The organism is Nocardia sp. NBC_01377 (assembly GCF_045040005.1).
Classification (GTDB): domain Bacteria; phylum Actinomycetota; class Actinomycetes; order Mycobacteriales; family Mycobacteriaceae; genus Nocardia; species Nocardia noduli.
Window position 1 is genome coordinate 3,919,374 of record NZ_CP109566.1, and the last position, 26,032, is coordinate 3,945,405.

General features: G+C 64.8%; 27 protein-coding genes and 2 pseudogenes. 16 read left to right on the forward strand and 13 right to left on the reverse strand.

Annotated features, from left to right (window positions below; translation table 11 throughout):
• Nucleotides 1-260: 260 nt before the first annotated feature.
• Together xylB and xylA are read right to left on the reverse strand one after the other, a co-directional pair.
• The gene (gene xylB, locus OG225_RS18050; RefSeq protein WP_405182731.1) at nt 261-1,727 is read right to left on the reverse strand and encodes a xylulokinase; all 1,467 of its coding nucleotides are present in this window, start codon (nt 1,725-1,727) and stop codon (nt 261-263) included.
• A gap of 10 nt (nt 1,728-1,737) precedes the next feature.
• The gene (gene xylA / locus OG225_RS18055) at nt 1,738-2,913 is read right to left on the reverse strand and encodes a xylose isomerase (protein WP_405182732.1); all 1,176 of its coding nucleotides are present in this window, start codon (nt 2,911-2,913) and stop codon (nt 1,738-1,740) included.
• A 61-nt stretch (nt 2,914-2,974) separates the two neighbouring features.
• On the opposite strand from xylA, the gene OG225_RS18060 reads away from it, so the two are divergent.
• From OG225_RS18060 to OG225_RS18080, 5 genes and pseudogenes are all read left to right on the forward strand, one after another.
• On the forward strand, nt 2,975-4,219 hold the full coding sequence (locus OG225_RS18060) for an ROK family protein (RefSeq protein WP_405182733.1): 1,245 nt from the start codon (nt 2,975-2,977) through the stop codon (nt 4,217-4,219).
• Between the two features lie 223 nt (nt 4,220-4,442).
• Nucleotides 4,443-5,408, forward strand: a complete 966-nt coding sequence (locus tag OG225_RS18065) for a LacI family DNA-binding transcriptional regulator (RefSeq protein WP_405182734.1) — start codon at nt 4,443-4,445, stop codon at nt 5,406-5,408.
• A gap of 174 nt (nt 5,409-5,582) precedes the next feature.
• On the forward strand, nt 5,583-5,930 hold the full coding sequence (locus OG225_RS18070; RefSeq protein WP_405182735.1) for a hypothetical protein: 348 nt from the start codon (nt 5,583-5,585) through the stop codon (nt 5,928-5,930).
• A 69-nt stretch (nt 5,931-5,999) separates the two neighbouring features.
• Nucleotides 6,000-7,565, forward strand: coding sequence for a glycoside hydrolase family 3 C-terminal domain-containing protein (locus tag OG225_RS18075; protein ID WP_405183294.1), 1,566 nt, complete (start codon nt 6,000-6,002; stop codon nt 7,563-7,565).
• Nucleotides 7,463-7,855, forward strand: a pseudogene (locus OG225_RS18080) (hypothetical protein); the annotation flags it as partial. The gene OG225_RS18075 and the pseudogene OG225_RS18080, both read left to right, overlap by 103 nt.
• Nucleotides 7,856-8,049: 194 nt before the next feature.
• Here OG225_RS18080 and OG225_RS18085 read toward each other — a convergent pair.
• From OG225_RS18085 to OG225_RS18100, 4 genes and pseudogenes are all read right to left on the reverse strand, one after another.
• On the reverse strand, nt 8,050-8,361 hold the full coding sequence (locus tag OG225_RS18085; RefSeq protein WP_405182736.1) for a hypothetical protein: 312 nt from the start codon (nt 8,359-8,361) through the stop codon (nt 8,050-8,052).
• Nucleotides 8,349-9,017 (reverse strand): TnsA-like heteromeric transposase endonuclease subunit, encoded by a 669-nt coding sequence (locus OG225_RS18090; protein WP_405182737.1) that lies wholly within the window; start codon nt 9,015-9,017, stop codon nt 8,349-8,351. Before OG225_RS18090 ends, OG225_RS18085 begins: the two co-directional genes overlap by 13 nt.
• A 156-nt stretch (nt 9,018-9,173) precedes the next feature.
• A complete protein-coding gene (locus tag OG225_RS18095) occupies nt 9,174-9,542 on the reverse strand; it encodes a VOC family protein (protein WP_405183295.1) in 369 nt (122 codons plus the stop codon).
• Nucleotides 9,543-9,624: 82 nt separating this feature from the next.
• Nucleotides 9,625-9,753: pseudogene (locus tag OG225_RS18100) on the reverse strand (TetR/AcrR family transcriptional regulator); the annotation flags it as partial.
• Between the two features lie 430 nt (nt 9,754-10,183).
• Here OG225_RS18100 and OG225_RS18105 point away from each other — a divergent pair.
• Nucleotides 10,184-10,597 carry a DUF1003 domain-containing protein gene (locus OG225_RS18105; RefSeq protein ID WP_405182738.1) on the forward strand — a complete coding sequence of 138 codons (414 nt, stop codon included), beginning with the start codon at nt 10,184-10,186 and terminating at the stop codon, nt 10,595-10,597.
• Nucleotides 10,598-10,630: 33 nt separating this feature from the next.
• Here the strand turns inward: OG225_RS18105 and OG225_RS18110 are convergent, their stop codons facing one another.
• From OG225_RS18110 to OG225_RS18125, 4 genes are all read right to left on the reverse strand, one after another.
• Nucleotides 10,631-11,002, reverse strand: a complete 372-nt coding sequence (locus OG225_RS18110) for an ArsR/SmtB family transcription factor (RefSeq protein WP_405182739.1) — start codon at nt 11,000-11,002, stop codon at nt 10,631-10,633.
• Between the two features lie 3 nt (nt 11,003-11,005).
• On the reverse strand, nt 11,006-12,250 hold the full coding sequence (locus tag OG225_RS18115) for an MFS transporter (protein ID WP_405182740.1): 1,245 nt from the start codon (nt 12,248-12,250) through the stop codon (nt 11,006-11,008).
• A 113-nt stretch (nt 12,251-12,363) separates the two neighbouring features.
• Nucleotides 12,364-12,549 carry a hypothetical protein gene (locus tag OG225_RS18120; RefSeq protein ID WP_405182741.1) on the reverse strand — a complete coding sequence of 62 codons (186 nt, stop codon included), beginning with the start codon at nt 12,547-12,549 and terminating at the stop codon, nt 12,364-12,366.
• Nucleotides 12,546-13,205, reverse strand: a complete 660-nt coding sequence (locus OG225_RS18125) for a class I SAM-dependent methyltransferase (RefSeq protein WP_405182742.1) — start codon at nt 13,203-13,205, stop codon at nt 12,546-12,548. Before OG225_RS18125 ends, OG225_RS18120 begins: the two co-directional genes overlap by 4 nt.
• An 86-nt stretch (nt 13,206-13,291) precedes the next feature.
• On the opposite strand from OG225_RS18125, the gene OG225_RS18130 reads away from it, so the two are divergent.
• The 6 genes from OG225_RS18130 (at nt 13,292) to OG225_RS18155 (ending at nt 19,266) form a co-directional block, all read left to right on the forward strand.
• Nucleotides 13,292-13,933 carry a TetR/AcrR family transcriptional regulator gene (locus tag OG225_RS18130; protein ID WP_405182743.1) on the forward strand — a complete coding sequence of 214 codons (642 nt, stop codon included), beginning with the start codon at nt 13,292-13,294 and terminating at the stop codon, nt 13,931-13,933.
• 265 nt (nt 13,934-14,198) lie between these two features.
• Entirely contained in the window at nt 14,199-15,992 is a 1,794-nt protein-coding gene (locus tag OG225_RS18135) for an AMP-dependent synthetase/ligase (RefSeq protein WP_405182744.1), read from the forward strand.
• A gap of 176 nt (nt 15,993-16,168) precedes the next feature.
• Nucleotides 16,169-16,687, forward strand: a complete 519-nt coding sequence (locus OG225_RS18140; RefSeq protein ID WP_405182745.1) for a DUF2267 domain-containing protein — start codon at nt 16,169-16,171, stop codon at nt 16,685-16,687.
• Nucleotides 16,620-17,651 carry a 1-phosphofructokinase family hexose kinase gene (locus tag OG225_RS18145; RefSeq protein ID WP_405182746.1) on the forward strand — a complete coding sequence of 344 codons (1,032 nt, stop codon included), beginning with the start codon at nt 16,620-16,622 and terminating at the stop codon, nt 17,649-17,651. Before OG225_RS18140 ends, OG225_RS18145 begins: the two co-directional genes overlap by 68 nt.
• Nucleotides 17,652-17,958: 307 nt before the next feature.
• Nucleotides 17,959-18,153 (forward strand): hypothetical protein, encoded by a 195-nt coding sequence (locus OG225_RS18150; protein WP_405182747.1) that lies wholly within the window; start codon nt 17,959-17,961, stop codon nt 18,151-18,153.
• Between the two features lie 90 nt (nt 18,154-18,243).
• Complete coding sequence (locus OG225_RS18155) at nt 18,244-19,266, forward strand: Acg family FMN-binding oxidoreductase (protein WP_405182748.1); 1,023 nt, start codon at nt 18,244-18,246, stop codon at nt 19,264-19,266.
• A gap of 214 nt (nt 19,267-19,480) precedes the next feature.
• Here OG225_RS18155 and OG225_RS18160 read toward each other — a convergent pair whose 3' ends face one another.
• The 3 genes from OG225_RS18160 to OG225_RS18170 all read right to left on the reverse strand — a co-directional run bounded on the left by OG225_RS18160 (nt 19,481) and on the right by OG225_RS18170 (nt 22,335).
• Entirely contained in the window at nt 19,481-20,284 is an 804-nt protein-coding gene (locus OG225_RS18160) for a sigma 54 modulation/S30EA ribosomal C-terminal domain-containing protein (protein ID WP_405182749.1), read from the reverse strand.
• A gap of 267 nt (nt 20,285-20,551) precedes the next feature.
• Complete coding sequence (locus OG225_RS18165; protein WP_405182750.1) at nt 20,552-21,439, reverse strand: universal stress protein; 888 nt, start codon at nt 21,437-21,439, stop codon at nt 20,552-20,554.
• A gap of 248 nt (nt 21,440-21,687) precedes the next feature.
• On the reverse strand, nt 21,688-22,335 hold the full coding sequence (locus OG225_RS18170) for a disulfide bond formation protein DsbA (RefSeq protein ID WP_405182751.1): 648 nt from the start codon (nt 22,333-22,335) through the stop codon (nt 21,688-21,690).
• Between the two features lie 380 nt (nt 22,336-22,715).
• Between OG225_RS18170 and OG225_RS18175 the strand changes: the two genes are divergently transcribed.
• The 4 genes from OG225_RS18175 to OG225_RS18190 all read left to right on the forward strand — a co-directional run bounded on the left by OG225_RS18175 (nt 22,716) and on the right by OG225_RS18190 (nt 25,990).
• Nucleotides 22,716-24,878, forward strand: coding sequence for an MMPL family transporter (locus OG225_RS18175; RefSeq protein WP_405182752.1), 2,163 nt, complete (start codon nt 22,716-22,718; stop codon nt 24,876-24,878).
• A gap of 78 nt (nt 24,879-24,956) precedes the next feature.
• A complete protein-coding gene (locus OG225_RS18180) occupies nt 24,957-25,226 on the forward strand; it encodes a metal-sensitive transcriptional regulator (protein WP_216916671.1) in 270 nt (89 codons plus the stop codon).
• 44 nt (nt 25,227-25,270) lie between these two features.
• Complete coding sequence (locus OG225_RS18185) at nt 25,271-25,516, forward strand: DUF2892 domain-containing protein (RefSeq protein WP_405182753.1); 246 nt, start codon at nt 25,271-25,273, stop codon at nt 25,514-25,516.
• Nucleotides 25,517-25,576: 60 nt separating this feature from the next.
• A complete protein-coding gene (locus OG225_RS18190; RefSeq protein WP_405182754.1) occupies nt 25,577-25,990 on the forward strand; it encodes a DUF302 domain-containing protein in 414 nt (137 codons plus the stop codon).
• Nucleotides 25,991-26,032 lie beyond the last annotated feature (42 nt).

The following is a 26,032-nucleotide window of genomic DNA, read 5'->3' on the forward strand; positions in this document are numbered from 1 at the left end:
CATCCGGGGCTCCGCGCGGGCCGGGGGCCGTCGTGTCACGGACAGCGACCGGGGTGGGAGGCTCGTATCGCGGCGCCGTCGGACCGCCATCACGGTTCATGCTGGACATGTTGCGAAGCATGTCGCGGATCGACGCCAGATCGGCGAAGTCGAGAGTTGGGATCATCGAGGTCCAGGGAGCGAGCTCGGGATCGAATGCGTAGACCACAGTGTCTTCATCTTTCATATTGACGGGCGACATCACGTGTTGACGGTGTTTGCTAGAGGGCGGTCGTCGACGCGGCACGGCAAGCTGAGATCGCTGCGAATTCTCGGTAGCGGTCGAGTATGTCGCGTCGATGCTCGCTGGTGTAGGTCCGGACGCCGACCATCGGCCATGGCTGTGGCCGGTTTTCGCCGGTGAGTGTCCATGCCGCCTGTCTCGCCGCACCTCGGGCCACGTACTCTCCGGGTTCGGGCACAACGACTGGAACACCGAGAACGCTCGGAGCGATTTCGCGCACCGCTTTCGATCGGGCTCCGCCGCCGACCAAAGTGACGCGATCGATGGTGACATTCTGTGCCCGGAGGGTTTCCATCGCGTCGGCCATCAGGCACAGCATCCCTTCGACCGCCGCGCGGGCAAGGTTTTCCCGCGTCAACGATGACAGGGTCATGCCGTACAGGACACCGGTGGCGTCGGGAAGATTGGGTGTGCGTTCCCCTTCGAGATAGGGGACCTGGACCAATCCTCCCGCGCCAGGCCGAGCGGCAAGTGCGAGCGCGCTGAACTCTTCGGCATCGACGCCAAGCACCGCGGCAGTGGCGTCGAGGATTCGCGTCGCGTTGAGGGTGCAGGCCAGCGGCAGGAATCCGCCGGTAGCGTCGGCGAACCCTGCCACCGCCCCCGACGGATCATTGACCGGATCGCTCGAGACAGCCGCAGCGACCCCGGAAGTGCCCAGCGATACGAACACATCGCCGTCGTCGACGCCGAGTCCCAGTGCCGCTGCGGCATTGTCGCCGCACCCGGGCCCGACCAGGGTATCGTTCGCTGCGAAATCGATACATGCCCGTCCAGCGGGTTCGCGGGGGCCGTGGACGGTCGGAAGGAATATTGCGGCCGATGCAGCCTCGTCACGACGAAGCGCCAGGGCGAGCAGATCTCGCCGATAAGCGCCCGACGTCGCGTCGAAGTAGCCGGTTCCCGAGGCATCGGACCTGTCGGTGATCAGGGACTGTATCGCCGTGGAACCGCGCAGCCGCCAGGTGAGCCAGTCGTGCGGCAGGGCTACTGCGGCTGTGAGAGCCGCGTTGTCGGGTTCATGGTCGATCAGCCAGCGCAATTTGCTGACGGTCAACGATGTCACCGGAACGGTGCCGACTGCCTCGGCCCATCGATGGGCACCGAGCACTGGGTCCCCATCTCCGAATTCGACGATCAGCTGCTCGGCGGCGGCCGCGGAACGGGTGTCGTTCCACAACAACGCGGGCCGGATCACACGGCCTCTCTCATCGAGACAGATCATGCCGTGTTGCTGACCGGCGACAGCCATACCGGCAACGTCATCGAGTCCGCCCGCGCGTTCGACCGCCAGCCCTACGGCATCCCACCAACGTTCAGGATCCACCTCGCTCCCCGGCGGGTGCGGGGCGGTTCCGTGACGAACGATTCGCCCCGAGTCCGCATCGCAGATCACGACCTTGCACGACTGGGTCGAGGAATCGATTCCGGCAACCAGGGGCATCGCCTACTCCTCAGCCGATGAGATGTTCGACAGCGAGTTGTTGAAGACCGACGAAGCCGAAATCGCGCTGTGCCACGGCATCCGGATCGAAGTCGGCGTCAGCCGAACGGAATGCCTCGATGCTCTCTCCATCCCCGAGTGTCGGACGGGCGAGATCGAACACCCCGGCGTAGGTCATCGCGTCGATGACACGGGGGTCCTGCCGGAAGGCGCGCGCCTTCGCTGCCAGCCTCAAATAGGTGTCCATGCACGCCTTCGCCGACTCCCACACTCCAGGCAAATGTTCGGTGCGCGACGGCTTGTAGTCGAAATGCCGCGGCCCGGTGTAGCGGGGGCCGTCGGGACAGCCGGGGAACCCGTTCTCGAGCAGATCCACGGAGAAGAAGGCCGAGATCAGGTCACCGTGGCCGAACACCAGGTCTTGATCGTATTTCAGGCCACGCTGACCGTTGAGGTCTATATGGAACAGCTTGCCGCTCCACAGCGCTTGGGCGATGGCGTGGGTGAAGTTGAGGTTGGCCATCTGCTCGTGCCCGGTCTCGGGATTCAGCCCGACGATGTCGCCGTGCTCGAGTTCGGCGATCAGCGCAAGCGCATGACCGACGGTCGGCAAGAAAATATCGCCTCGCGGTTCATTCGGCTTGGGTTCCAACGCGATACGCAGATCGTAGCCCCGGGACTTGATGTACGCGGCGACCGTGTCGATGCCCTCTTTATAACGTTCCAACGCCGAGAAGACGTCCTTGGAGCCGTCGTACTCGCTGCCCTCACGTCCGCCCCACATAACGAAGGTCGACGCCCCCATCCGGGCCGCGACGTCGACCGCGCGCAGCACCTTGCGCAGCCCGAAGCGGCGCACCGATCGATCGTTGGAGGTCAGGCCACCGTCCTTGAACACGGGGTGAGTGAAGGTGTTCGTAGTGATCATCTCGATCGTGAGCCCCGCGCTGTCGACCGTCGTCTTCAAACGGTCGAGAATCCGGTCCTGCTCAGCTTCGTCGGTGTCGAAGGCGTACACGTCATTGTCGTGGAAGCTGATACCCCAGGCGCCGATTTCGGCCAGACGTTCGACGTAGTCCCATGGTCGCAGCGCGGGGCGGGTCGGGGCGCCGAACGGATCGATCCCGGTCCATCCGACTGTCCACAGCCCGAATGAGAACCTATCTTCCCTGGTAGGCAGGCGCACGACCTTCTCCTCATTTTGTTTAGAGGGTAAACTTAATGTGTGATCGAGATAAGGTCAACAGGTGACTCCACCACCCCCGCCTGCCGAGTCCCTACCGGTCGGCTCCCGGCAGTCCACATTGCGTGAGGCGAATCTGCGGCTGGTGACTCGCACCGCGTTGGCTGCCGTCGAGCCCTTGTCCAGGGCGGCGATCTCCACCGCCACCGGCATTACCCGAGCCACAGTTTCGCGGCTGGTGGATGAGCTGATCGTCAGTGGAGTGCTCACCGAACTCGCCCAAGCCGTGCCGTCGGGTCGAGGTCGCCCTGCCACCCCGGTGTCAGCCGGGCGCAGCCTCGCGGCGCTGGGATTGCAGGTCAAGGCAGACGGACTCGTGGGCCGGGTCATCGCCCTGTCCGGCGACGTGCTGGCCGAACACATCGAATTCTCCGATCTCCGCGGCAGCGAAGCCGGTCCCGTCCTCGCCAGGCTCGGTGATATCAGTACGAGACTCATCGCGGATACCCTCGGCACGAGACTGGTCGGCGTCGGACTGGCTCTACCGGGCATCGTCTCCACGAATCCGGATCGCTTGCTGATAGCACCCAACCTCGGCTGGGTTGATGTCGCCCCACAGGATCACCTACCGCTCGCGAAACGCGCCCATCTGCCACTGCGAATCGGAAACGAGGCCGACTACGCAGCACTGGCAATCACCGAGGTGGCCCCGGGCCGCCCCGGGCCGTTGCGTGACTTCTTCTACCTGTCGGGGGAAGCCGGTATCGGTGGCGCCACGGTGCTCGACGGAAAAGTCATGACCGGACAGCACGGCCGGGCCGGAGAAATCGGCCACCTCACCGTCGACCCTTACGGCCCGCCGTGCCGATGCGGGTCCACCGGATGCCTCGAACTGTACGTGGGCAGATTCGCTCTTCTCGCTGCCGCGAACCTCCCATCATCGGCCACCGCCCACGATCTCACCGCTCGCGCTCTAGCCGGTGAACCAGTGCCGATCGCTGCCCTCGAGCGCGCCGCGTGGGCCCTGGGCATTGCGTTGGCTGGGGCGATCAATCTCTTGGACATCCCAGTGATAGTGATGGGCGGACACCTTGGGGCGCTAGCCGAATTCCTTACTCCCCAACTGCGGCGATATCTGCAGGTAAGAGTGCTTACGTCCCGCTGGGAAAGCCCCCGTATCGAATCCGCCGGTGACGACCCCGCACCAGGCGCTACCGGAGCAGCCTATTTCGAACTGGCCGGACTGCTCGACCACCCCGCGCGCTGGATCGATACCTCCCATAACGCGACCTCGGCCGTCGTCTGCTGATGGCCGACTCCACCTCGACGAAGTACGCGCTCTCGGTCCACTCTTGCGCCGGCTCACGAATCGAGCATCGATCCGCCCTCCGGCACTGCGGATGTACAATCACCCCGTAGTGGTCGGCGATCGTGCACCGCGAACCGCCAATTCGGGACCAGGGTCCCGACGATGACATTCCGACGAGGTAGTCATACACGCGCGAGGACAGATGATCCACTCCAAAAGACGTGTGACAGGCTCCGATGTGGCTCTCGCTGCGGGCGTTTCGCGCACCACAGTCAGTTTTGTTCTCAATAACAGGCCTGGACAGTCCATTCCGGACCAGACGCGGCGACGAGTGGTCGAGGCAGCGAGCCGCCTCGGCTACCGGCCGCGAGCGGCCGCTCGCGCACTGGCCGCCGGTCGTAGCGACATTGTATTGCTCTCGGTGCCCGACCTGCCGCTCGGCGCGGCGATCACCCGGTTCGTGGAGGAACTCGCCGCTGCCCTCGCGGCGCACGGTCTGACCTTGGTAGCTCATCTCGCGGCCACGCATGGTGGTGGGTCGCTGTCGGAGGTATGCGCCAGTGTAGATGCCTCGGTCGTGATCGGACTGACGCCATTCCCCCAGCGGGTTGTGGAGGAACTCCATCGATCCGGCGCCGATGTCGTCATTCCGACCGACAAACAGCAAGGGGCCACATTTCCCACTGAGCAGATCGGCCGCGTGCAAGCGGACTATCTCATCGCAAAAGGCCACCGCAGGATCGGCTACGCGCTACCGGACCGACCCGAACTGCTCGACATGGCCGAGGAACGCCTGCGAGGTGCGGTGGACGCATGCGCCGACGCAGGTCTCGATGCTCCGATCACTCACGCGATTACGTTGAACCCCGCCGAAGCCGCACGCGCAGTACAACGATGGAGAACGCGCTCGGTGACTGGCATCTGCGCCTACAACGACGAGATTGCGGTGGCCGTCCTCGCCGGCGTGCACGCCACCGGGCTAACGGCACCTTCCGACATCGCTGTGATCGGCGCCGACGATATTCCGACAGCTGCGGTGTCCATACCCGCGCTGACGACGGTGGCTTTCGATCTCCGCGAAGTGGGTGTCAAGCGGGCGGAAGCCGTCGTGGCCATCCTGTCCGGTGCCGCTCAGCACGCTCCACTCATCCCCATCACTCCCCAAGTAGTCGAACGCTCTTCGGTATAGGCCCTCTTTCCAGGAGGGACTCATCATTACCCCGGACGGTCTGCGGGAGTCGGTCCGGCGACCATGCGCGTAGTAGGGAACGGTGACCCTCTTGTCGACAGTATGGACTACGCCTACTGTGACGCAGTAACGCGCGTTAGTGATGTCCGAAGACAAGACGGTGGGAATCCATTCATGCACGACAAGACCGAACTCGACGCTTTCGTCAGCGCCATGAGCCTGGATGAGAAAGCTGAACTGCTCTCGGGAGCCGGCGGCTGGGAAACGGCGGCGATCGCCCGGCTCGCTATCCCCTCGATCACGCTGACCGACGGTCCGCACGGTCTGCGTTTGGCCGATCCCAGCGAAGCGCAGTTCAGCTTCGAGACCAGCAGGCCCGCGACATGTTTCCCGACTGCCGCCGCACTCGGCTCGTCCTGGGACGTCGAACTGGCAGCAGAGGTCGGAGCGGCACTGGGCGCCGAGTGCCGCTCCGCAGGCGTCGGGGTTCTGCTGGGACCAGGAGTCAACATCAAGCGATAACCGTTGTGCGGCAGGAACTTCGAGTATGTGTCAGAGGACCCACACCTCACTGGCCGCATGGGCGCAGCGATGGTACGCGGCATCCAGAGCAGAGGTGTCGGTGCTTCGGTGAAGCACTTCGCTGCGAACAATCAGGAGACCGATCGGATGCGGGTCAGCGCCGAGGTCGATGAGCGGACACTACGGGAGATCTACCTCTCGGCATTCGAGTACATCGTGACAACTGCCGCACCGTGGACGGTGATGGCGGCCTATAACCGCGTCAATGGCGTACCCGCGACGGAAAGCAGGTTTCTTCTCACCGATGTGCTCCGTGAGGAATGGGGCTTCGAGGGGGTCGTGGTCTCGGACTGGTGCGCAGTGACAGACCCGGTAGCGGCCGTGGTCGCGGGAGTCGACCTGGAGATGCCCACCACCAGAGGCGCCAGCGCGCGAACCTTGGTCGAGGCCGTGGGATCCGGCAATCTGGATCAGGAGGTCCTGGATCGAGCAGTCGCCAGGATGCTGATGTTGATAGGCAACACCACCAACGCCCCGTCCGATCCTGTGGATTCGGCAGCCCATCACACGCTAGCGCGCCGCGTGGCGGCAGAATCAGCTGTGCTGCTCAAGAACGAAGACGCTGTTCTGCCACTGAAGGGCCACACCCGCATCGCGGTGATCGGCGAGTTCGCCCGGACGCCGCGATACCAAGGGGCCGGTAGCTCCCAGGTAGTTCCGACGCAGATCGACAACACCCTCGACTCGCTGCGCACCGTGGCTGGAAAAGAAATCGAGGTCAGCTTCCATCCAGGATTCACGCTGTCGGGTGCCGACGATGCGCTGATGCCCCAAGCAGTGCAGGCCGCCGCAACCGCCGAGGTCACCGTATTGTTCCTGGGCTTGCCCGATGGTGAGGAATCAGAAGGCTTCGACCGCCGAGGTTTGGAACTGCCCCTTGCGCAAACACGGCTGTTGACTGCCATCGGCGCAGTGACCAGCAATGTCATCGTGGTTCTTTGCAACGGCGGTGTCATCGAAGTATCCAGCTGGCAACATCACGCGAAGGCGATCCTGGAAATGTGGCTTCCCGGACAGGCCGGAGGGTCGGCGATCGCGGATCTGTTGATGGGTATCGCCAACCCATCCGGTCGGCTCGCCGAGACGATTCCGCTACGTCTTCAGGACACACCGGCCCACCTCAACTTCCCAGGCTCCGACAGTTCTGTGATCTACGGCGAACGTCTCTATGTCGGTTACCGATACTACGACGCAAAGCACATGCCGGTCAGTTTTCCCTTCGGGCACGGGTTGTCGTACACCACGTTCCACTACACCGATCTCCAAGCCGCCGTCCGCGGAACCGGCGACGACATCACAGTTTACGTGCGTCTCAACGTCACCAACACCGGGTCGGTTCGCGGCAAGGACGTCGTGCAACTCTATGTGAGAGACATCGACTCGTCGGTTGATCGTCCCGTTCGTGAGCTCGCCGCAAAGTCGATCTCGCGCCAGGAGAATCAACCCCGGTCACCTTCGAACTCGACGCTCGGAGTCTGTCGTTCTACAGCACCCACCATGGCCGTTGTATGTTCGAACCGGGCGCATTCGAACTCTCAGCCGGTACCTCATCGCGCGATCTGCGGCTCTCGGTGACCATCACAGCCGAGGACACCGAAGTCGCCGGGACCTTGACCGGCGAATCGACGCTCGCGGAGTGGCTGGCACACCCGGTGGGTGGTCCCATCCTGCGCAGCGCACTCACAACTGGCCCGGACTCGACGTTGGCCCGCAGTCCCGAAATACTGCAGATGGTCGAGTCGATGCCACTGGCACGAGTGATGAAAATGGGAGGCGGTCACTTCGACATCGAGCAGTTGCTCGACGAAGTACACCGCGCGAAACCTGTCGAAATGGCTCCGACTGTATCTCCACCGTCGCGCTGATCGCCCCCCGCCGTGTCCGCCCATACACGCCGAGGACACAAGCCTCAGATCCGCCAGCCGATCCGAGACAGCAGGATCGTTCAGCCACGTACCGAGGCCGATAAGAATGCTCATCTGTCCCGAACTCACCCGCGCACGGTTCATTCCAACGCTGGCGCTCGGTCCGAAATCCGCTGTACTGCTTCGTCGTTCAATCACACGCACGGTAGATCCAGAGCCGGGTATCCTGAGAGCGCGAGGTGGCCGTTTCTGGCCCCGAGGGAGTACTTACCGTCGGGCTCGGGCATCTTCCAGCCCCAGCCCGCGTCGATTTCCTCACCGGCACGGAGGCCTTGCTCTGGATACACGGGGCGAGCCGGGACGCGCGCTGCGGGTATTTGCTTGCGTGGCTGCGGGTTCGGTGACTTCAGTGCTTGGTGGACGGTGCGTTCGCCGACGCCGTATCGGTCGGCGAGCGCGTCGATGCTCATGCCGAGGCGGGCGGCGCGTCGAATCAGCCAGAACACTTCGGTTCGTTGAAGGGCGGACCGCGACCGGCGGTTGGCCGGGCCGGCCTGTGTCGGGTGGGGGTGGAGATCGGTGAGGGCGTATTGCAGCGCGGTTGGTGAGCGGCCCGATAGGGGCGCGAGCCGGTCGAGCCGGATGTGGTTGCCGTCGTGAGGGTCCTGCAGATATCGGCGCAGGTGGGCGGGTCGTATATGGTTGGCGACCGCACCGGATCTACCTCGCCGACCCGACGATACTCCCAGCCCACCGCCCGGCACGTGACCTCGGTCACAGCGAACAACGCCGCATCGTCGTCCCCGATGCGGTCGTCGGCACGAACATCGATGATCACCACGCCGCCATCGGTCCGGCGGACGAAATAGTCGGGCACATGCAGGCGTGGACGCGGTTTGACCCCATCGCTCCACCACAACCGGAACGGCTGCGACACGGCCGCGGCGACATCGGGATCGGCATCCAGGACTATCACGTTGTCCCGTTCCAGCCACGACTCGTAGCCGACGTGCCGTGCCGAACTCGCCATCCACCACCAGCTCGAATCACTCCGCTGCCCCCGATGTGAACGCAACGTCCGTACCGGCCGATCCGCCACCTCGAACGGCACATCCCACGCCGCTGCCAGATCCCGCCGTACCAGCGGGCCACCCACGGTCACGAACTCCACCTCGAAACCCGCAGCCCCAACCGGACCCCGCGCCGACAACGCACCCATCACCCGCGAAATACTATGCGCTGCTACAGGTCATGTGAGACAAACCGCTGAATGCCTCAGATCGATGAGACTGCACCAGCTCAACCGAGACAGGACATATCAGCCGACGACAAGGCAGAACGTGTGACCGGCCGGATCCAGCAGCACCCGCCACCGGTCGCCGCCCCGCTGGTGGTCCGGCCTGACCGCGCCGAGCTCCAGGGCCAACTTCTCCGCCGCGTCGAGCTCCTCGACCCTGAGGTCCAGGTGCAACTGCTGCGGCACGTCCTGACCGGGCCGCCGCGGTGCCCGGTATCGGTCGACCTGTTGGAAGCCCAGGTCGCAACCCGAACCATCGGTCAGGGCGACGAACTCGTCAGAGTCATAGCCGAGCTGCATGCCTGTCAGCTCTTGGTAGAACCGTGTCAGAGCCCGGGGATCGGCGAAATAACACGACAACGCGAACGAACGCGTTGTCCAAGCCACCACATACCCGAGACGAACGATTTCCGAATTCACTCGCGAATGCGACAGTCAGGGGGCGATCAGGTCACGCCGATCGCCCCCGACCCTCGCGGATCGCCGCACGGGAATAGCCCACCTCGGCAACACAACGCATCGTGGCCGCGATGACACGCTGCCGCGTCTGCTCTCCATGGGCGCCGACCGGACGCCCCAGCGACGGTGAACTGATCGACATATGGCCCCTCGCCTCGGATGAGTCAACTCTGTAGAGATTGCCATGCCGCATTGCCGGCGCCGCGCAACGCTTCACCCCTCCGGGAGGGCTTTCGATGAGATCGCCGCGGATGGTCGCGATGGCGATGGCGATCGTGGTTCTGGCGACGGGGTTCGGAATGTTCGTACGACGTCCCACTCGATCGAGAAGAAGCTACCGTGACCGCGCCCATGAAGTCGTCATACCCGCAGTACAATCGGCCGGTCCGGATCGGACAACCGATTTTTTCCCAACGCGCCTATCCCGCGAGCCGCTGCCAAACTCAGCGCGGGCCGTCTGGATCCCGCCCGGTTTCCGAGCGCCCCGAAGCGACCGATCCGTGAGAAACACGCTGCGCCCGATAGCATTCCGGCGTAGTCGATCGCTGTTCATTCTGTCGAGGAGCCATGCCATGTCCCAGCTGTCGAACTCTGGCCGACATCCCGTCGTGGCCGACCTCCACGCTCGTCGCCGCGACGATTGGCAACTACGGGTCGCAGACTGGATCACCCGCTTCGCCGGATCGATGCCGTTCGTCTATATCCATGCGATCGGGTTCGCTGCCTGGATGCTCTACTGCGAGCAGAGCCCTTGGCCGACGCTGACCCTGGTGGTATCGCTGGAGGCGATATTCTTGTCGACGTTCGTGATGATCGGACAGAACCGCTCGGCCGAATTCCAGCAGCTCAAAGCTGACCACGATTTCGCCGAGGAAGAGCTCGAACTCAAGACCAATACCGAACTCACCCGCGCCATCCATGCCATGACCACTGAACTGCACCGTCGCATCATCGATGAAACCGTCACTCCGGCCGAGCGGGCCTGAAAGCCCAAGCCTCGTGGTACCCCGACCCCACCATCAGGAGTGTGGAGGTTCTCCGGTGACGATGTGGTCGGCCAGATTGAGGCCCTCGCGGACCAAGCGCGACAGGTGTCCATCGCGGACGCGGTAGATGATGCGACGACCTTCTCGCCGGGTGTCGACCAGTCCGGTGAAACGAAGTTTGGCGAGATGTTGGCTGACCGCGGTCCGAGAAGCGCCGCACGCCTCGGTGAGGGTGGTGACGTCGGCCTCGCCGTCGGCGAGGATCCACAGGATGTGGAGTCGGGTCGCATCGGACAGCATCCGGAACGCGTCGGCGGCCGCGTCGAGGCGCGCCTGGTCGGGATCGGCGGTGTGAACGAGGCTGGGCGCGGGTGGTTCAGCCGTCGCGTCCGCTGTGCCCGCCATTGCTCACCGTCTCCCCGCTGGTACCGCCTCGATCCGCGACGGAATGTCGACCGGCCACACTCGCGCGGCTGTTGTTCCCGCAAGTGTAGCTATGACAGCCAGAGCTGTTGCCGCGGTGAGTTGGCCCGCGCTCGCGCCGACCCATCCGGCGAGAGGGTAGGTGAGCAGGAAGCAGGCGTGCGAAAGCGAGAACTGGGCCGTGAAAACAGCCGGGCGGACGTCGGGGGTCGACTGTGCGCGCAGCAAGCGCGCCGATGGTGTGTTGACCATCGAGGTCCCCGCGCCGAGTGTCACCCAGGCCACGGCGAGTATCAGCCATCCGGGGCCGGGAGAGGGCCGCAGCGCCGCGATCGAGGCGCCGAGCAGCAGTCCGATCGGCAGCAGGGCGCACCCGGCCAGCATGAGTCCACGGTCGGTGACACGGGTCAGTAGGCGTGGCACCGAGAGCGCGACCACCATGGATCCGCCGCCGTAGCAGCCCAGTGCCAGCGCGACACCGGCGGTGGAGCCGTCGAGCAGGTCCCGGACGTACACGACGGAATCGACCACGACCAGCGCCGTCGCGGCACCGACGGCGAGGTTCATTGCCAGCAGCCCGCGCAATACCGGCCGGTCGAACATGAATCGTGCGCCCCTGGCGATCCGTCGTGAGAGTGGCACCGACCGGTCCGTGGGTATGGGTCGCGGCAACGCGGTCGTCATGACCAGCGAAGCGGAGGCGATGAATCCGGCAGCGGTAGCGACGAAGAGCAGGTTGTAGGTGAGTACGGTCAGCACCGCCGCGGCGAGCGCCGGGCTGAGCAGTGATTCCAGGTCGTATGCCAGTCGCGACAGCGACAATCCTTTTGTGTAGTCGTCCTCGTCGACCAGTATCGAGGGGATCACTGCCTGGAACGCCGGGGTGAAGGTCGCCGAGGCGGCCTGTAGTACGAAGATCAGCAGGTAGATCTGCCAGGTGTGGGTGACGAAAGGCAGCGTCAGGGCGATGGCGGCGCGAATCGAGTCGGCGCCGACAAGCACTATACGGCGCGGTACCCGGTCGGTGACCGCCGAGATCACCGGTGCGACGAAGACGTACGCGATCATCTTGATCGTGAGCGCGGCGCCGAGGACGGCACCCGCGTCGCTGCCCGCGAGGTCGTAGGCCAGCAGTCCGAGCGCCACCGTCAGCAGACCCGTACCGACCAGTGCTACCACCTGCGCGGTGAAGAGTCGGCGGAACCGACGCTGCCGCAATATCTCGATCACTCCGGCCTCCGGACTCGGTGAACCCCCCCGGGTACACATTAGGACCATATGTGCGCAGTTGCGAACTTGATGGCCTATTGACCAGAGGTCGGAGCGACGAGTTCGACCGACGCCTATATCGACGGTCTACGGCGGCGCAATCGACGGCTGCCGAGTGTCGCGATCGCCACATGGGCGACCAGGCCGAAGATCGCGACCGCGAGGCCGACCATACTGCCCAGCCAGAGGTGCACGACGATTCCCCCGACGATCAACGGCAACGCCATGATCCGCAACGTGCCACGGCCGAGGTGACTCATCCGCGCGCACCGGGCGCGACGGCGGTGACGTATCGAATCCACGGACGCAGATCTCCGGAGTCGACCTGCTCGAATCCCGCGTCCCGCACCATCGGCGCCAGCAGATGGATCGGGTTGTGCTCCATCGACGGCCCGGTCAGCGCGCCGACGATATGCCTGCCGACCGGATTCGCCGGTGGCCGGAACTCACCGATCAACAGCCTCCCGCCCGGACGCAGCACCCGCCGCATTTCCGCGAGCGCCGTCGGACGCAGATCCTCAGGCAGATGATGCAACATCAGGCAATTGGCCACCACATCGAACGAATCGTCCTCCGCGGGCAGCGATTCGGCGACGCCGGTGCTGTAGGTGCAGTTCGGTTCCTCGGTGATCCTGCGGGCCCGGTCGATCCCCGCGGCGGACGGGTCGATGCCCACCACCATTCCCGAATCGACGACCGCGGCCAGGCGTCGGGTCAGATAGCCGGTGCCGCAACCGATGTCGAGGACGCGATCGCCGGGGCGGGCGCCGCTCAGTTCGGCGAGGCGTCGGTAGACGTGGTCGCGGCGCCCGCCGAAGAACACCGCGCCGAACACATCGTAGGTTCCGCCGTGGTCGATCGTCAGCCCCCGCGTGCCGGGGTTGGAATTGTGATGCATGAGATGTCCGAGGCCCATGGCCCTCTCCCTAACTTAGTAGTCACTAAGACGGCCTCAACTTAGTTGTGACTAAGTTATTTCGCAAGAGTGGATACGATGACCGCATGGCCCGCGCATCCTCGAGACCCGCCGACTCCCGGCGCACTCGCCTGAGCGCCGCAGAACGTCGCGCGTCGATCATCGACGCCGCTACCTCGGCGTTCGCCGAGTCCGGGTTTCAGCGCAGCACCATGGCCCACATCGCGGCTCGCGTCGGCGTCACCGAACCGGTGCTGTTCCAGAACTTCGGCTCCAAAGTCGGCCTCTACGCTGCCGTCGTAGCGCACGCCTCCGGCCAGATGTGCGCCATGATGCGCGCCTTCGCCGCCGAGACCGACTCGATCGCAGTCCTGCTCGAACACCTGCTCAGCCCCGGACACATCGATGAACTCCATGCCCCCGGTTCGCTCGGGGTGATCTTCGCCGACGCGATGACGCTGACCGCCGAACCCGCCGTCGAACAAGCGGTACGCGGACACATGGGCGAGCTCGCCGAGGTATTGACCGAGGTCATCGCCCAAGGCAAACAGGCCGGTGACCTCCGCTCCGACCTCGAACCCGACGCGGCCGCCTGGCTGTTGTTGTCATTCATGTCCGCGCACCGCTTCCGCAGCGCCGTGATGCCGGATCGCCAGCGGCTCGAAGATCACCTCGCCGCAATGACACTTCAAGCCTTGATGGAGCCGAACCCGTCCCGAAGGCACTGAATCCCGACCGATCGTTCCACGCCTCCGGCCGGAATTCCGTACGCCGATTGCCTTTGTCACTTCCGATCTGTTGCTACGCCCTACCCCTGTCCACCAGGCCGGACCTCTGAGACAGAGGACTTTGGTCCTTGCCCGGGACTGCCAACAGCCGTCGCCACGTCGATGTTGTACGGATCACACTTGGTTCACAGCCACTTGATGTGGGCCACTTGTCCAAGGCGAGCGCAACCGCGCCTTCCGGCAGCGTCGCCGACGAGGAGCCGTCATGCACGAATTCGGATTGCCAGCGTTGTACCACGTTCCTGCCAGCGGGAATCTGACCGACTTGATCGAGCACAACGCCGAGAAGTCTCCCGACGTCGCTGTGATCAGCCGCAAGGTCGGTGGCGATTGGCACGAACTGAGCGCTGCCCAGTTCCGGACCGAGGTGCGGGAGACGGCGAAGGGATTGATCGCCAACGGCGTTCAGGTCGGTGATCGGGTCGCCGTCATGTCCCGCACCCGCTACGAATGGACGCTGCTGGACTTCGCGATCTGGTGTGCGGGAGCCGTCACGGTCCCGGTATATGACACCTCCTCCGTCGAACAAGTGCGGTGGATCCTCGCCGACTCCGGGGCGGTCGCCATCATCACCGAAACCGACCACCATGCGGCCGTGGTCGCCGACCTGCGCGACGAACTGCCGAAAATACGGCACACCTGGCAAATCGACGCCGAAGCCATCGCGACCTTGACGGCGGACGGCACACGGATCGACGACAGCGCCGTCACCGATCGCCGCGCCGCCGTATCGGCCGACGGGCTGGCGACGATCGTGTACACCTCCGGCACCACCGGCCGACCGAAGGGCTGCCAACTCACCCACGGCAACTTCCTGGCCGAATTGGGCAACATCACCGCGCGGATGCCGACGTTGTTCCGCACCGGCGAATCCTCGGTGCTGCTGTTCCTGCCGCTGGCGCACGTGCTCGGCAGGCTCGCCGAGGTCGCGGCGGCATTCGTTCCCATCGATATCGCCCATGTCAGCGATGCCAAGGACATCACCGCCGAGCTCAGCGCTTTCCGACCGACTCTGATACTGGGCGTTCCGCGCGTTTTCGAGAAGGTGTACAACACCGCCCGCACACGAGCCCAACTCGCCGGTCGGGGCCGCATCTTCGATCTGGCCGCCACCACGGCCATCGCGTACAGTCGCGCCGGGGACAACGGCCGAATCCCGCTGACGCTGCGGATGCGGCATGCGCTGTTCGACCGTCTGGTCTATCGCCGTCTGCGTGCCGCGCTGGGTGGCCGCGCCACGCACGCCATCTCGGGCGGCGCCGCGCTCGGCGAACGACTCGGCCACTTCTACCGTGGGGTCGGGTTCACCGTCCTGGAAGGCTACGGACTGACCGAGACCTGCGCGGCCGCCACGTTCAACTCGGATGACCGACCCAAGATCGGCACGGTCGGTCAGCCCCTCCCCGGCTCCACGGTCCGTATCGACGATGACGGCGAAATTCTGCTCCGAGGACCGAACGTATTCACCGGATATTGGAACAACCCACGCGCCACCGCCGACACGTTCCGAGACGGCTGGTTCGCCACGGGAGACCTGGGCACGCTCGATGACGACGGATACCTCACGATCATCGGACGCAAGAAGGAGATCATCGTCACCGCCGCGGGAAAGAATGTCGCTCCAGCCGTGATCGAGGACCGCATCCGCGGCCATTCGATCATCGGTGAGGTGATTGTCGTCGGCGACGGCAGGCCGTTCGTCAGTTGCCTGGTCACTGTCGACGAGGAGCAGTTCCCTACGTGGAAAGAGTTGAATGGCAAACCCGGTGATGCCAGCATCGCCGATCTCTCCGACGACACGGATCTGCTCGCCGCTGTCCAATCCGCCATCGATGACGGCAATCGAGCCGTCTCTCGAGCCGAGGCGGTGCGCAAATTCCGACTGATCGACGCCGACCTCACCGAGGCAAGTGGATACATCACCCCCTCGTTGAAGCTCAAACGAAATATCGTGCTCCGCGACTTCGCAACGGAAATCAGCGCGATGTACAGCGCCTGAGCGCAATCCAACCTTCGATTGGACGGCGCCTCTGCGACCACGATCAGCAACCTGCGGTACTTGCAGTCCGGCGCGAATAACGACCAACGGCAACGCCTCCGGGCCTTTCGGCACTGTAGATCGCGGACGTCTCAGCGCCAGGCTCATAGGGACGAGATCGGTAGCAGGAGGCCTCGATGCACGCTCCCATTCACACCTTCGCCTCGGCGTTGCGACAAGCGCAGGATTGGATCACAGATGTCGCCGTCTCCAACAGAACCGATGACAGGGAATTCGCATACCGTCTCCTGCGAGCCTGGCTGCACACCGTCCGGGACCGAATTCCGGTCGACTCCACCGCACATATGGGCGCTCAACTCCCTTCGCTGTTGCGAGGGGTTCTCTACGAGGGGTGGCAACCTGCCGCTGTGCCGAAGCGGCATGGTCTCGCTTCATTCGTAACTCAGTTCGCGACCTCGGCGCGAATCGACCCGCTCGAAGTGCCGGCATTCGCGGGAGCGACAACCACTGCGCTCCGTCGACGGTTTTCCCACGGCCAACTCGATCATGTATTCGAGGTCCTGCCCGAGCGTATCCGCTCCGTGCTACGCGGCGAGTATCCCCTGACATTCCCCATCGATGAAGGGGATGAGGACTACTTCCTGGACGGGAACGCCGACCGAGACGCAGAGAGGCCGAGCAGTGTCGAGTTCTGAGCAGAATGCTACGCAGCGAATCCTGACGGTAACGCTGAATCCCACTGTCGATACCTGCATGGAAGTGCCACGTCTGAGCAGTGGCGGTAAGAACCGCGCGAAACCGCAGTCGGTCCAAGGTGGCGGCGGCGGAATCAACGTCGCACGATGCCTGCGCAGGCTCGGTGGATCGGCGACCGCTTGGCACACCTCGGGCAGAGAAGTCGGAGCGAGGCTGAACCGACTGCTCGACGCCGAGGGACTGGATCACCGGAGCACCGAAATCGGTTCTGATACAAGAGAAGCCATAATCGTCGCCGAACACTGGACCGGGCACAGCTACCACATCGTGCCACCGGGTCCCGTCCTCACGGACGACGAGGAGAAACTGTGCATGGACGCGATCGTCGCCGCAGCCCACGACGTCTCCTATCTGATCATCACCGGCAGCGTCACCCATGGGCTCCGAGATGACTTCTGCGCCGAGATCGTGCGCCGTACAGGAACGAATGGCACGAAAGTCATCCTGGATATCGCCGCAGAGCAGTTACCGAAGGCCTTGCAGGAAGACATCTTCATGGTTCGCTTGGACAGGCATGAGGCCGCCGAACTGATCGGCCAGCCGATCGAAGACTTCGGCGACGCTCGAGCCGCCAATGATTACCTGCTCGCCAACGGTGCCATACACAACGCCCTCACCACGGTAGGCGCACTCGGAGCGGTGTACTCCGATCGTGTTGCGCACTACGAGATATCAGCCCCGATATCGCCCCACCCGCCACGTAGCGATGTCTGCGCCGGCGACAGCCTGGTGGCATCGGTGACATTTCAGCTCAGCCGCGGGCACACGTGTCTGCACGCGTGCGAATTCGGGGTGGCCGCCGCCGCAGCGACCGTGCGACTTCCGGGAACCGAAGTGTTCGAATTCTCCACCGTCGAAACTCTCCGCTCCGAAGTCATTACCCGAAAGATCATCAGACGCTGATCGTCCTCACATCGAAGAGAACTCATGCGCATATTTCTTCACCACTGTCCGAGAGCATCCGCCAGGCAGCAGATTTCCGAGCCGACCACGCGGGAGTCGGATGCGATCGTGCAGGTGGCCGTAACCGATCGCGGCGCGGACCTTGAACAGCGTCGAGGAAGACGCCCGCACAACTGTCATGGTTTCGCGCGAATGAGGCGTTTCATCTCCCATCCGGGCAGAGGGTCCGGACGATGAAGTCGGCGCCTCCTTCTGTCCGCGGACTCGGCCCCGACGACCAAGAAGCCATTCGGGTCTGCATGCCGGGATGGACGCGAAGGACAGCTACTATCGGTTCTTCGCCACACTGCCGGAGAGCCTCACGACAGTCGGTGCGGCGCTATCGAAGGACGATCCCGACCACTGCGCGGTAGGTGCGTTCGTCGAAGACCGTCTCGTCGGGGTGGCGAACTTCGTAACTCTGGTGGGGACGCGGACTGCCGAGGTAGCTCTCGTCCTCTGACTGCGGCGACCACGACCAGGGGCCTACCGGCCGTTCATCTCGGGACCTCCGACTCCAGACCCGATGTCACCGAATTCATACGGTAGGAATATGAATGCGCCCACCGGAGAGGTCATCGAGAAGGCCGTACTGCTGGCCGGTCGTGCCCCGTCGTTACACAACAGCCAACCCTGGCGGTGGATATTCGACGGTCACGAATTGCGGTTGTATTCGGTGTCCAGCCGCATATTGCCCGCCACCGACGCGGCCGGCCGACAACTGCTGATCAGTTGCGGAGTCGCGTTGGGTCATCTTCACGCGGCGATGGCAGCGGCGGGTTGGCGGACTGTGATCAGGAGGTTTCCCAATCCCAACCAGCGCGACTACCTGGCTGCTGTCGAGTTCCGGCCAGCGCTGATCGTTACCGATGCCGACCGCGAACGCGCCGACGCCATCGTGGCCCGCCATACCGACCGGCTGCCCTTCGCCGAGCCGACGGACTGGGAAGATTTCGAGATCGTGCTGCGCAGCACCCTCGACCCCGAGGGTGCTTCCTTGGATGTCCTCCCCGCCGACAGCCGCCCCGACCTGGCCCGAGCCTCGAAGCTTTCCGCCGCGTTGCGGCGCTACGACTCCGGATATCAGGCCGAATTGCGCTGGTGGTCGGGGCACTCCGTCGAAGCCGCCGGTGTGCCACCCGAGGTGCTGACTTCCCAGGAGGACTACGAACGCGTCGGCATCAACCGGAAGTTCCCCTCCGGCTCCGATGGACCACGAGACGCCGACACCGGACCGGACCGGGCGGCCGTGTTGGTGCTTTCGACCGACGACGACTCCCCCGAAGCCCTACTGCGATGTGGCGAGGCACTGTCGACCGTGCTGCTCGAATGCACGATCGCCGGCTACGCGACCTGTCCTCTCACCCACCTCACCGAACTTCCTCGCAGCCGCGATATCGTCCGCCAATTGACCGGCCGTGGCCAGCGACCGCAGGTACTCGTTCGCGTCGGCATGGCGCCGGAGGCCCGTACCGATCCGCCCGCCACACCACGTCTGGCCCTCGGTGACATCCTCGAGCACAGCAGACGAGACGATCCCGTCCGTTCCCCGGACTTCCAGACCGGTCCTCACTGATGTGCGTTGTGAGGGTACGCCGCGCCAGCGAGGCGCCGTGCGGCACGATCGCCCGGCCTACAGACAGGTGCTCTCCCACCTGCGCAGTCGCGGTGTCGAACTGCCTCCCGCAGCACAGAGCTGCGGGAGGCAGCCAGTCCCTGGACTCGAGGTTCTGCCCGACTCCGCAGAGTCCGGGCTCAGGTTCTGAGATCCTTCCGCAACGAAATCGAAGTCATTGTGTCGATGGAGTGATGAGTCCGTAGTTGCCGTCATAGCGGTGGTAGAGCACGCTGCCGCGATTCGTCGTGCGGTCGCGGAAGAAGACGAACGGGTACCCGGTCAGCTCGAGTCGCTCGACGGCGTTGCCGACGTCCAGGATCGGAGCCGGCATCCGGCTGATCGTGCACGCGGTCGCGCCTCGGACCACGGTGTCGAGGTGCGGAACTGCCTGCGCGAGACGGTAACCCGTGTCGCCTGCCCGGTACATGACGCTATCGGCGCGACTGCCGGATTCGGTGAACAGATGGAATTCGTAGTCCATCGTCTCCATGTCGAAGACCGCTTCATCACAGGTCTCTCCGATCAGCGCGTAGGACTTGCGCCGGATGACCTCGCGCTGGTCGGACTCGCGCGGAAAACCGGACAGCCAGACTCGTGGGATATCTCCGTGACGCCAGTCGTGCCCGCGGAGTCCACGGCGGCCGTTACGGACCGCATCGCGATGCCGGGCCAAACGTTCCAGACGCGTCTTCAACCGGGCGGCCAACAGGTCGATCGCCTCGCGTGTGGTCGCCGCCGCGACCTGGACCCGGACTGTCCGGTCGACGGTGCTGACGTTTGCTTGAGCGACAATCGGGAGAGCCACCGCGGGATCGGGGTGCCCGGTCAACCGGACCCGCACGCCCAGTATGGGATCGAATCCGTGATCTAGAACCGGAATGATCTTCGCACGCGCATAGTCGGACGCTCCCGCCGAGACGTGGTGGCCGACCGAGATCCGGATGACCGAGTCGATAGCTGATTCATTCGTACGCATAATGCCACCCTGCCCAGCTCGATCAGCCAGATTCAGAGGCGAAAGTCCCTCAACAACAAGGCCGTTCGACCGGAAGATACATTGCTCGATGACCGTTCACACCAATGTGTCCCCATCGCGTGAGGGTGCCTGCCTCGATGGAGGCAGGCACCCTCACGCGAACTCACGCCGTTCGACACAGCGAGGGGACACGGTCACCGCCAGCCGCACCCTCGCGCGGTCGGCGCGTAGAGAAGTGGCGGCGATCCCGATTCCGCCTCGTGCCGATCAGCCGCGATCGCGGCAGATCAAGGTCGGGCACGGTGCGTGGTGCAGCAGATTCTGGCTGACAGATCCGAGCAACACCCCGGTGACGCGGTTGTGTCCGTGGCTTCCGGTCACCACCAGTTGCGACCCGGCCGCGTGCTCGAGCAGCGCCTGGGCGGTAGGGCTCTTCTGCAGCACCCGGGTCACCGACACATCCGGGTACTTTTCCGTCCAGCCCGACAAGCGCTCAGCGAGCAGTTCCTCTTCCTGTTGCGCCAGGACCTCCCAGCTGTCGGCCACCTGTGTCCACTGCAACAGGTCCGGGTCGTTCCAGGCGTGCAGGGCGACGATTCCCACCCCGAGCAGCGCGGCGAGTTCGAAGGCGCGACCGACCGCCGCGTCGCTGCCCGGGCTACCGTCGACGCCGACGAGAATCGGACGCTCGTCGGGCAGCGGCTGCGCGCGGTCACCCCGCCAGATCACGACCGGGCAACTCGCTTTGTTCGCCACACGCAGCGCGGTCGAGCCCAGCAACAGCGTGCTCCATCGATCGTCGGCGCTCGAGGCGACGACCACCAGTTGTGCCGTATCGCCGGAGGCGATGAGTTCCCGCGACGGCGCCCCTTCCAGCACCCGCTGGTCGACGCGCAACCGCGGATGGTCCTCGTGCACCGCCGCCGCGGCCACACGCAGCTTTTCCATCGCCACCTCTCGCAGCCGCGGGAGCAGACCGGCTTCGGCGAGGGTGGCGGCGGTGAGCCGGTGGTCGGGGGTCGACACCACGGCGACGAGTTCGAGCGGCGCCTGCTGCCGGGCAGCGATCGCACCCGCCCACCGCGCGGCGGACACGGCTGCCCGACTGCCGTCTATTCCTACGACGATCGACTGATGGTTCGCGAGGGTGGTCATTTCAGGCTCCACTTCGACTGTGTGCTGGGAGAATTCGTCATATCGACCCGCTGCCGCGACCGCGCCGTCGATCGAACGGGAAAGTCGTCGCGGTCGCTATGGCCGACATACTCGACTATCGCCGCGCGCGTCGGATGGAGACAGGGCACGCAGACCCACGAACAGGGGTCGTAGGTCCCCGTAGCGCGCAGCGGACGTCGGCGCGATCAGCCGAACACCTCCGGTACCTCGCTGCGATCAGCGCGGGGTCACGACCGGAGCGCGTCTTCCGGAGGCGCGACGCTGCGGTGTCCGGCCTTGTCGATGGTCGGCGGTCCGGTGAAAGGCCGTTGCAGCACAGCGAATCCCGGCGTTGTCGCCATGGTGATCACGGCTTCGAGCAAGGCCACGCCCTGCCGCAGACCGGGATCCTCGGTCAGCACCGGGCCGAAGAATCCACGGTCGTCGATCGCGAGGATGGGGCTGCCGCCGCGTCCGCCGAGACTTCGCTGACCGGCAGCGTGCGCACTCGCGACGGCGTCGTCGAAGGCGATGTCGTCGAGAGACGCCGAGAGCGCCGTATCGAGTCCGCAATTCTCGAGCAGTTCATCGAGCCCGTCGTGCGTCACATCCTCGCCGTGGACATGCATTCGTGTTCCGATCGTCTCGTAGAGACGCGCGAATCCCTCCCGGCCCTCGACCTCGGTGACGGCGGCGAACAGCCGCCCCAGCCGACGCGATCGTTCGATCATCGGCCGATGGGCGGCGTCGACGTCATGGCCCTCGTTCAGGACAGCCAGGCTCATCTGCCGCAGAGTGACCCGGGCGCCGACGGCCTCGGCGGCACCGAGGAGCCAGCGCGAGGTCACCCATGCGAACGGGCATACGGGATCGAGATACAGGTCTATATCGGTCATTGCGAATTCCTTTCTGGAACGGCTGAGATCTCCACCGCGACGAGCCGGCGAGCAGTCGCGTCACGATGGGCACATCGAGTTCGTTCTCGGATCAGCGGGCACCGAAACCCAGCATACCCCCAGGGGTATGCAGCGATCCGTCGGCGACATGGGAGCCGACCCGTCCGACTGCCGAGGCGCACCGACCGCCGAGTCGTGTGAGGTCGACCGTTCCATCGACCGATACCCGGTGGGGTATATTCGGAATCGTCGAGGAATACCCCTAGGGGTATAAAGGTTGACCAAGCCAGGACCCCGTGGCATTGCAGATTCACTGGCTTTCGACCATGCCGCCGACGCCTGTTCACAACTTCGTCGCCCAGTTTCGAGGAGGACCTCCGATGAGTCGCACTACGAGCATCGAGCCGACCGCCCCACCCGGTTCCCCGGCGACCGCCGGAGGTTTGCTCGCCCGGCTGGGCGCTGTCATGGCGGGCAACGCCAAGATCGTCTTCGGCGTCTGGCTCGTTGTGCTGGTGGCGCTCGGCACGGCGGCACCGTCGGTGTTCAGTTCACTGGCCGGAGCTGGCTGGCAGGCCGACGGATCGGAGTCGGTCCGGGTCCGCGAGCTGGCGCAGCAGCACTTCGGCGGTAATTCCTCGGCAGCGGTGCAGGTGGTGGTGCACTCCGGCACGGTCACGATCCAGAGTCCGCAGGCGCAGCGGGTGCTCGGCGAGATAAGCGAGGTATTCGCCGGTGACAGCCGGTTCGGGGCGGTGATCGCGCCGCAACCCGGCATGTCGATCAGCCCGGACGGCCACACCGGCATCCTCATCGCGGGTGCCAACGCGAGCACCGACGACATGGTCAAGGCCGTCGATGAGCACAAGGACGCCCTGACCGCGCTGGCCGGGGACGGGATCGAGGTCTATCCGACCGGCGCCTCGGCGCTGTGGAGCGATTTCAACAAGGCCAATCACGACGCGATGATCAAGGCCGAATTGTTCTCCTGGCCGGTGACCTTGGCGATCATGGTGCTGGCCTTCGGGTCACTGGTCGCGGCCGGTCTGCCGCTGCTGCTGACGCTGGCGGGTTTGGTCGCCTCTGCGGGCGGACTTGTGCTGCTCAACCAGATCACCCCGATCTCGGTGTGGGCGATGAACTTCGCGATGATGTTCGCACTGGCCCTCGGTATCGACTACGCGCTGTTCATCGTCGCCCGCTTCCGCGAGGCGCTCCGCAACGCCGCCACCAGGCGCGACGCGGTCGCCGAGACCATGGACACCGCGGGCAAGGCCGTCGTGTTGTCCGGCCTCACGGTGCTGGTGAGCCTGTCGGCGGTACTGATCGTGCCCGCTCCCGCGGTGCGGACGATGGCGGTCGGGATCATGCTCGCGGTGCTGTTCGTCCTGCTGGCCACGATGACTTTGCTGCCCGCCGCGCTCGGCGCGCTGGGCGGAAAGGTCAACGCGGGTTCGCTGCCGTATGCCAAGAAGCAGCAGCATCGCTCGCCCCGCTTCGCGGCCTGGGGCAATCTGCTCCATGAACATCCGTGGCCGTTCGCGATCGGCGCACTGCTCGTGTTGATCGCCTTGTCACTGCCGACACTCGGATTGAAGGTGGCCATGCCATCGATCGAGGTCGTGCCCGCCGACGCCCCGGTTCGCCAGGGCTACGAACTGGTCCAGGCTCAGATGGGCGAGGGCGCGCCGGGCATGCTCCAGATCATCGCCCCCGCCGCCGAGGCGACGCGGACCGCACAGCTCGCGGGCGCGACCGACGGAATCACCATGGTGACCCCGCCCCAACCCGCCACAGACGGCAGCGGCGTGGTCATGATGCAGGCGTTGCCCGGCGTCGATCCCTCCGATCCGCAGATGGGTGCGATTCTCGACCGGCTGCGCGGCGCGCTGCCCGCCGACGCCCTGGTCGGTGGCGCTCCCGCGGAGAACCTCGACTTGCAGCAGGCGTTGAACGACTACTTCCCGCTCATCGTCGGCATCATTCTGGTTCTGGGGTTCCTGCTGCTGCTCGTCGCGTTGCAGGCCCCGGTGATCGCCGTGCTGGGCACCGTGGTCAGCCTGCTCTCGACCGCCGCCGCGTTCGGCGTCGCGAAACTGATCTTCCAGGACGGGCACGGCGCGAGTCTGCTCGGCTTCACCCCGCAGGGCTTCCTGGACGGATGGGGTCCGGTGTTCTTCTTCGCCATGATCTTCGCGATCGCGATGGACTACACCGTGTTCCTGCTGGCGACCGCCAAGGAGCACTACGAGCGATCGGGTGATCCGAAGATCGCCCACGTCGACGGTCTCGCCCACTCCGGGCGGGTGATCTTCGCCGCGGCGGCGGTCATGGTGGCCGTGTTCTTCACCTTCGCTCTGGCCGATCCGCTGCCCCCCAAGGAGATGGGCATCATTCTCGGCACAGCCGTACTGCTCGACGCGCTACTCGTGCGACTGGTGCTGCTTCCGGTCCTGCTGCGCTTGACCGGTCACGGCGCATGGTGGTCACCGGCCTGGCTGACCAGGATCCTGCCCTCGATCAGTTTCGCCCACCACCGTTGACCACACCGACCGGACCGAATCCTGGATCATACCCCTGGGGGTATGATCCAGGCATAGGGATCGAGGAAGGAAGACATCATGGTCGGCGACGAAGACACTATCGCCCAGGTACTCAATCGGCTGCGCCGGGCGCACGGACAACTCGCGGGAGTGATCTCCATGATCGAACAGGGTCGCGACTGCAAGGACGTCGTCACCCAACTCGCCGCCGTGTCGCGCGCGCTGGACAAGGCCGGATTCAAGATCGTCGCCACCGGTTTGCGGGAATGTCTGAGCGGACAGACCCCCGATGGCAGCACGCCGATGACCGAAGCCGAGTTGGAAAAACTGTTCCTGGCTCTCGCCTGACCTGTACAACGCGGGTGCCGTCCCTAGAACCGACGGAGATACCGATGTCACAACTACCTCGTCACCAAGGCTGGTCGATTCCGCGAGTGGTCCCGCTGCTCGCAGGTTTCGTCGTACTGGTCGGCACACTGCTGGCGGCGACGGTGTCGCCGTGGTGGCTGTTGCCGACGGGGTTCGCCGGAGCGAATCTTGTGCTCTACGGCACCCTCGGCTGGTGTCCGGCGAGCCTGCTGATGGCCCGGCTCGGCCTACCCACTTCGGTGAACCGTTACGCGACGCCACAGCCGTAGTTCCTCGTGTAGCGGGTCGGGAAAGAAAGCACATCACACCGCGACAGAAAGCAGACCGTCATGAACATCGCCTTGTCGACCACCCTGCAGACCAGCTTCGCCGACGCTGTCGAGCGCACCCGTGACGCTTTGTCGCAACAAGGGTTCGGAGTGCTGACCGAGATCGACGTGCAAGCGACATTGAAGGCCAAACTCGGCCACGATATGGAGGAATACCTCATCCTCGGCGCGTGCAACCCGCCACTGGCTCACCGTGCCGTCGAGGTGAATCGCCAGATAGGTCTGCTCCTGCCGTGCAACGTCGTCGTTCGTCGTGACACCGCCGCCGAGGACATGATCATCGTCGAGGCGATGGATCCGGAGTTGATGGTGCAGGTCAGTGGTGAACCCGCGCTCGAACCGATTGCCGCCGAGGCCACCTCGAAACTCGGATCGGCGATCCGAGCGCTGGGCGAGGACGTTTCCGGCGCGTGAGCTGCCGCGAGGAGCGCGGTCGGGAACGGCCGCGCGGAACTC

What these genes read in the sequence shown, in the direction of transcription:
- xylB (WP_405182731.1), bottom strand. Translation starts at nt 1,727, where the DNA reads ATGCCCCTGGTTGCCGGAATCGATTCCTCGACCCAGTCGTGCAAGGTC.
- OG225_RS18070 (WP_405182735.1), top strand. Translation starts at nt 5,583, where the DNA reads ATGCACGACAAGACCGAACTCGACGCTTTCGTCAGCGCCATGAGCCTG.
- OG225_RS18075 (WP_405183294.1), top strand. Translation starts at nt 6,000, where the DNA reads ATGGTACGCGGCATCCAGAGCAGAGGTGTCGGTGCTTCGGTGAAGCAC.
- OG225_RS18105 (WP_405182738.1), top strand. Translation starts at nt 10,184, where the DNA reads ATGTCCCAGCTGTCGAACTCTGGCCGACATCCCGTCGTGGCCGACCTC.
- OG225_RS18110 (WP_405182739.1), bottom strand. Translation starts at nt 11,002, where the DNA reads ATGGCGGGCACAGCGGACGCGACGGCTGAACCACCCGCGCCCAGCCTC.
- OG225_RS18120 (WP_405182741.1), bottom strand. Translation starts at nt 12,549, where the DNA reads ATGAGTCACCTCGGCCGTGGCACGTTGCGGATCATGGCGTTGCCGTTG.
- OG225_RS18125 (WP_405182742.1), bottom strand. Translation starts at nt 13,205, where the DNA reads ATGGGCCTCGGACATCTCATGCATCACAATTCCAACCCCGGCACGCGG.
- OG225_RS18130 (WP_405182743.1), top strand. Translation starts at nt 13,292, where the DNA reads ATGGCCCGCGCATCCTCGAGACCCGCCGACTCCCGGCGCACTCGCCTG.
- OG225_RS18135 (WP_405182744.1), top strand. Translation starts at nt 14,199, where the DNA reads ATGCACGAATTCGGATTGCCAGCGTTGTACCACGTTCCTGCCAGCGGG.
- OG225_RS18140 (WP_405182745.1), top strand. Translation starts at nt 16,169, where the DNA reads ATGCACGCTCCCATTCACACCTTCGCCTCGGCGTTGCGACAAGCGCAG.
- OG225_RS18145 (WP_405182746.1), top strand. Translation starts at nt 16,620, where the DNA reads ATGAGGACTACTTCCTGGACGGGAACGCCGACCGAGACGCAGAGAGGC.
- OG225_RS18150 (WP_405182747.1), top strand. Translation starts at nt 17,959, where the DNA reads ATGGACGCGAAGGACAGCTACTATCGGTTCTTCGCCACACTGCCGGAG.
- OG225_RS18155 (WP_405182748.1), top strand. Translation starts at nt 18,244, where the DNA reads ATGAATGCGCCCACCGGAGAGGTCATCGAGAAGGCCGTACTGCTGGCC.
- OG225_RS18160 (WP_405182749.1), bottom strand. Translation starts at nt 20,284, where the DNA reads ATGCGTACGAATGAATCAGCTATCGACTCGGTCATCCGGATCTCGGTC.
- OG225_RS18165 (WP_405182750.1), bottom strand. Translation starts at nt 21,439, where the DNA reads ATGACCACCCTCGCGAACCATCAGTCGATCGTCGTAGGAATAGACGGC.
- OG225_RS18170 (WP_405182751.1), bottom strand. Translation starts at nt 22,335, where the DNA reads ATGACCGATATAGACCTGTATCTCGATCCCGTATGCCCGTTCGCATGG.
- OG225_RS18175 (WP_405182752.1), top strand. Translation starts at nt 22,716, where the DNA reads ATGAGTCGCACTACGAGCATCGAGCCGACCGCCCCACCCGGTTCCCCG.
- OG225_RS18180 (WP_216916671.1), top strand. Translation starts at nt 24,957, where the DNA reads ATGGTCGGCGACGAAGACACTATCGCCCAGGTACTCAATCGGCTGCGC.
- OG225_RS18185 (WP_405182753.1), top strand. Translation starts at nt 25,271, where the DNA reads ATGTCACAACTACCTCGTCACCAAGGCTGGTCGATTCCGCGAGTGGTC.
- OG225_RS18190 (WP_405182754.1), top strand. Translation starts at nt 25,577, where the DNA reads ATGAACATCGCCTTGTCGACCACCCTGCAGACCAGCTTCGCCGACGCT.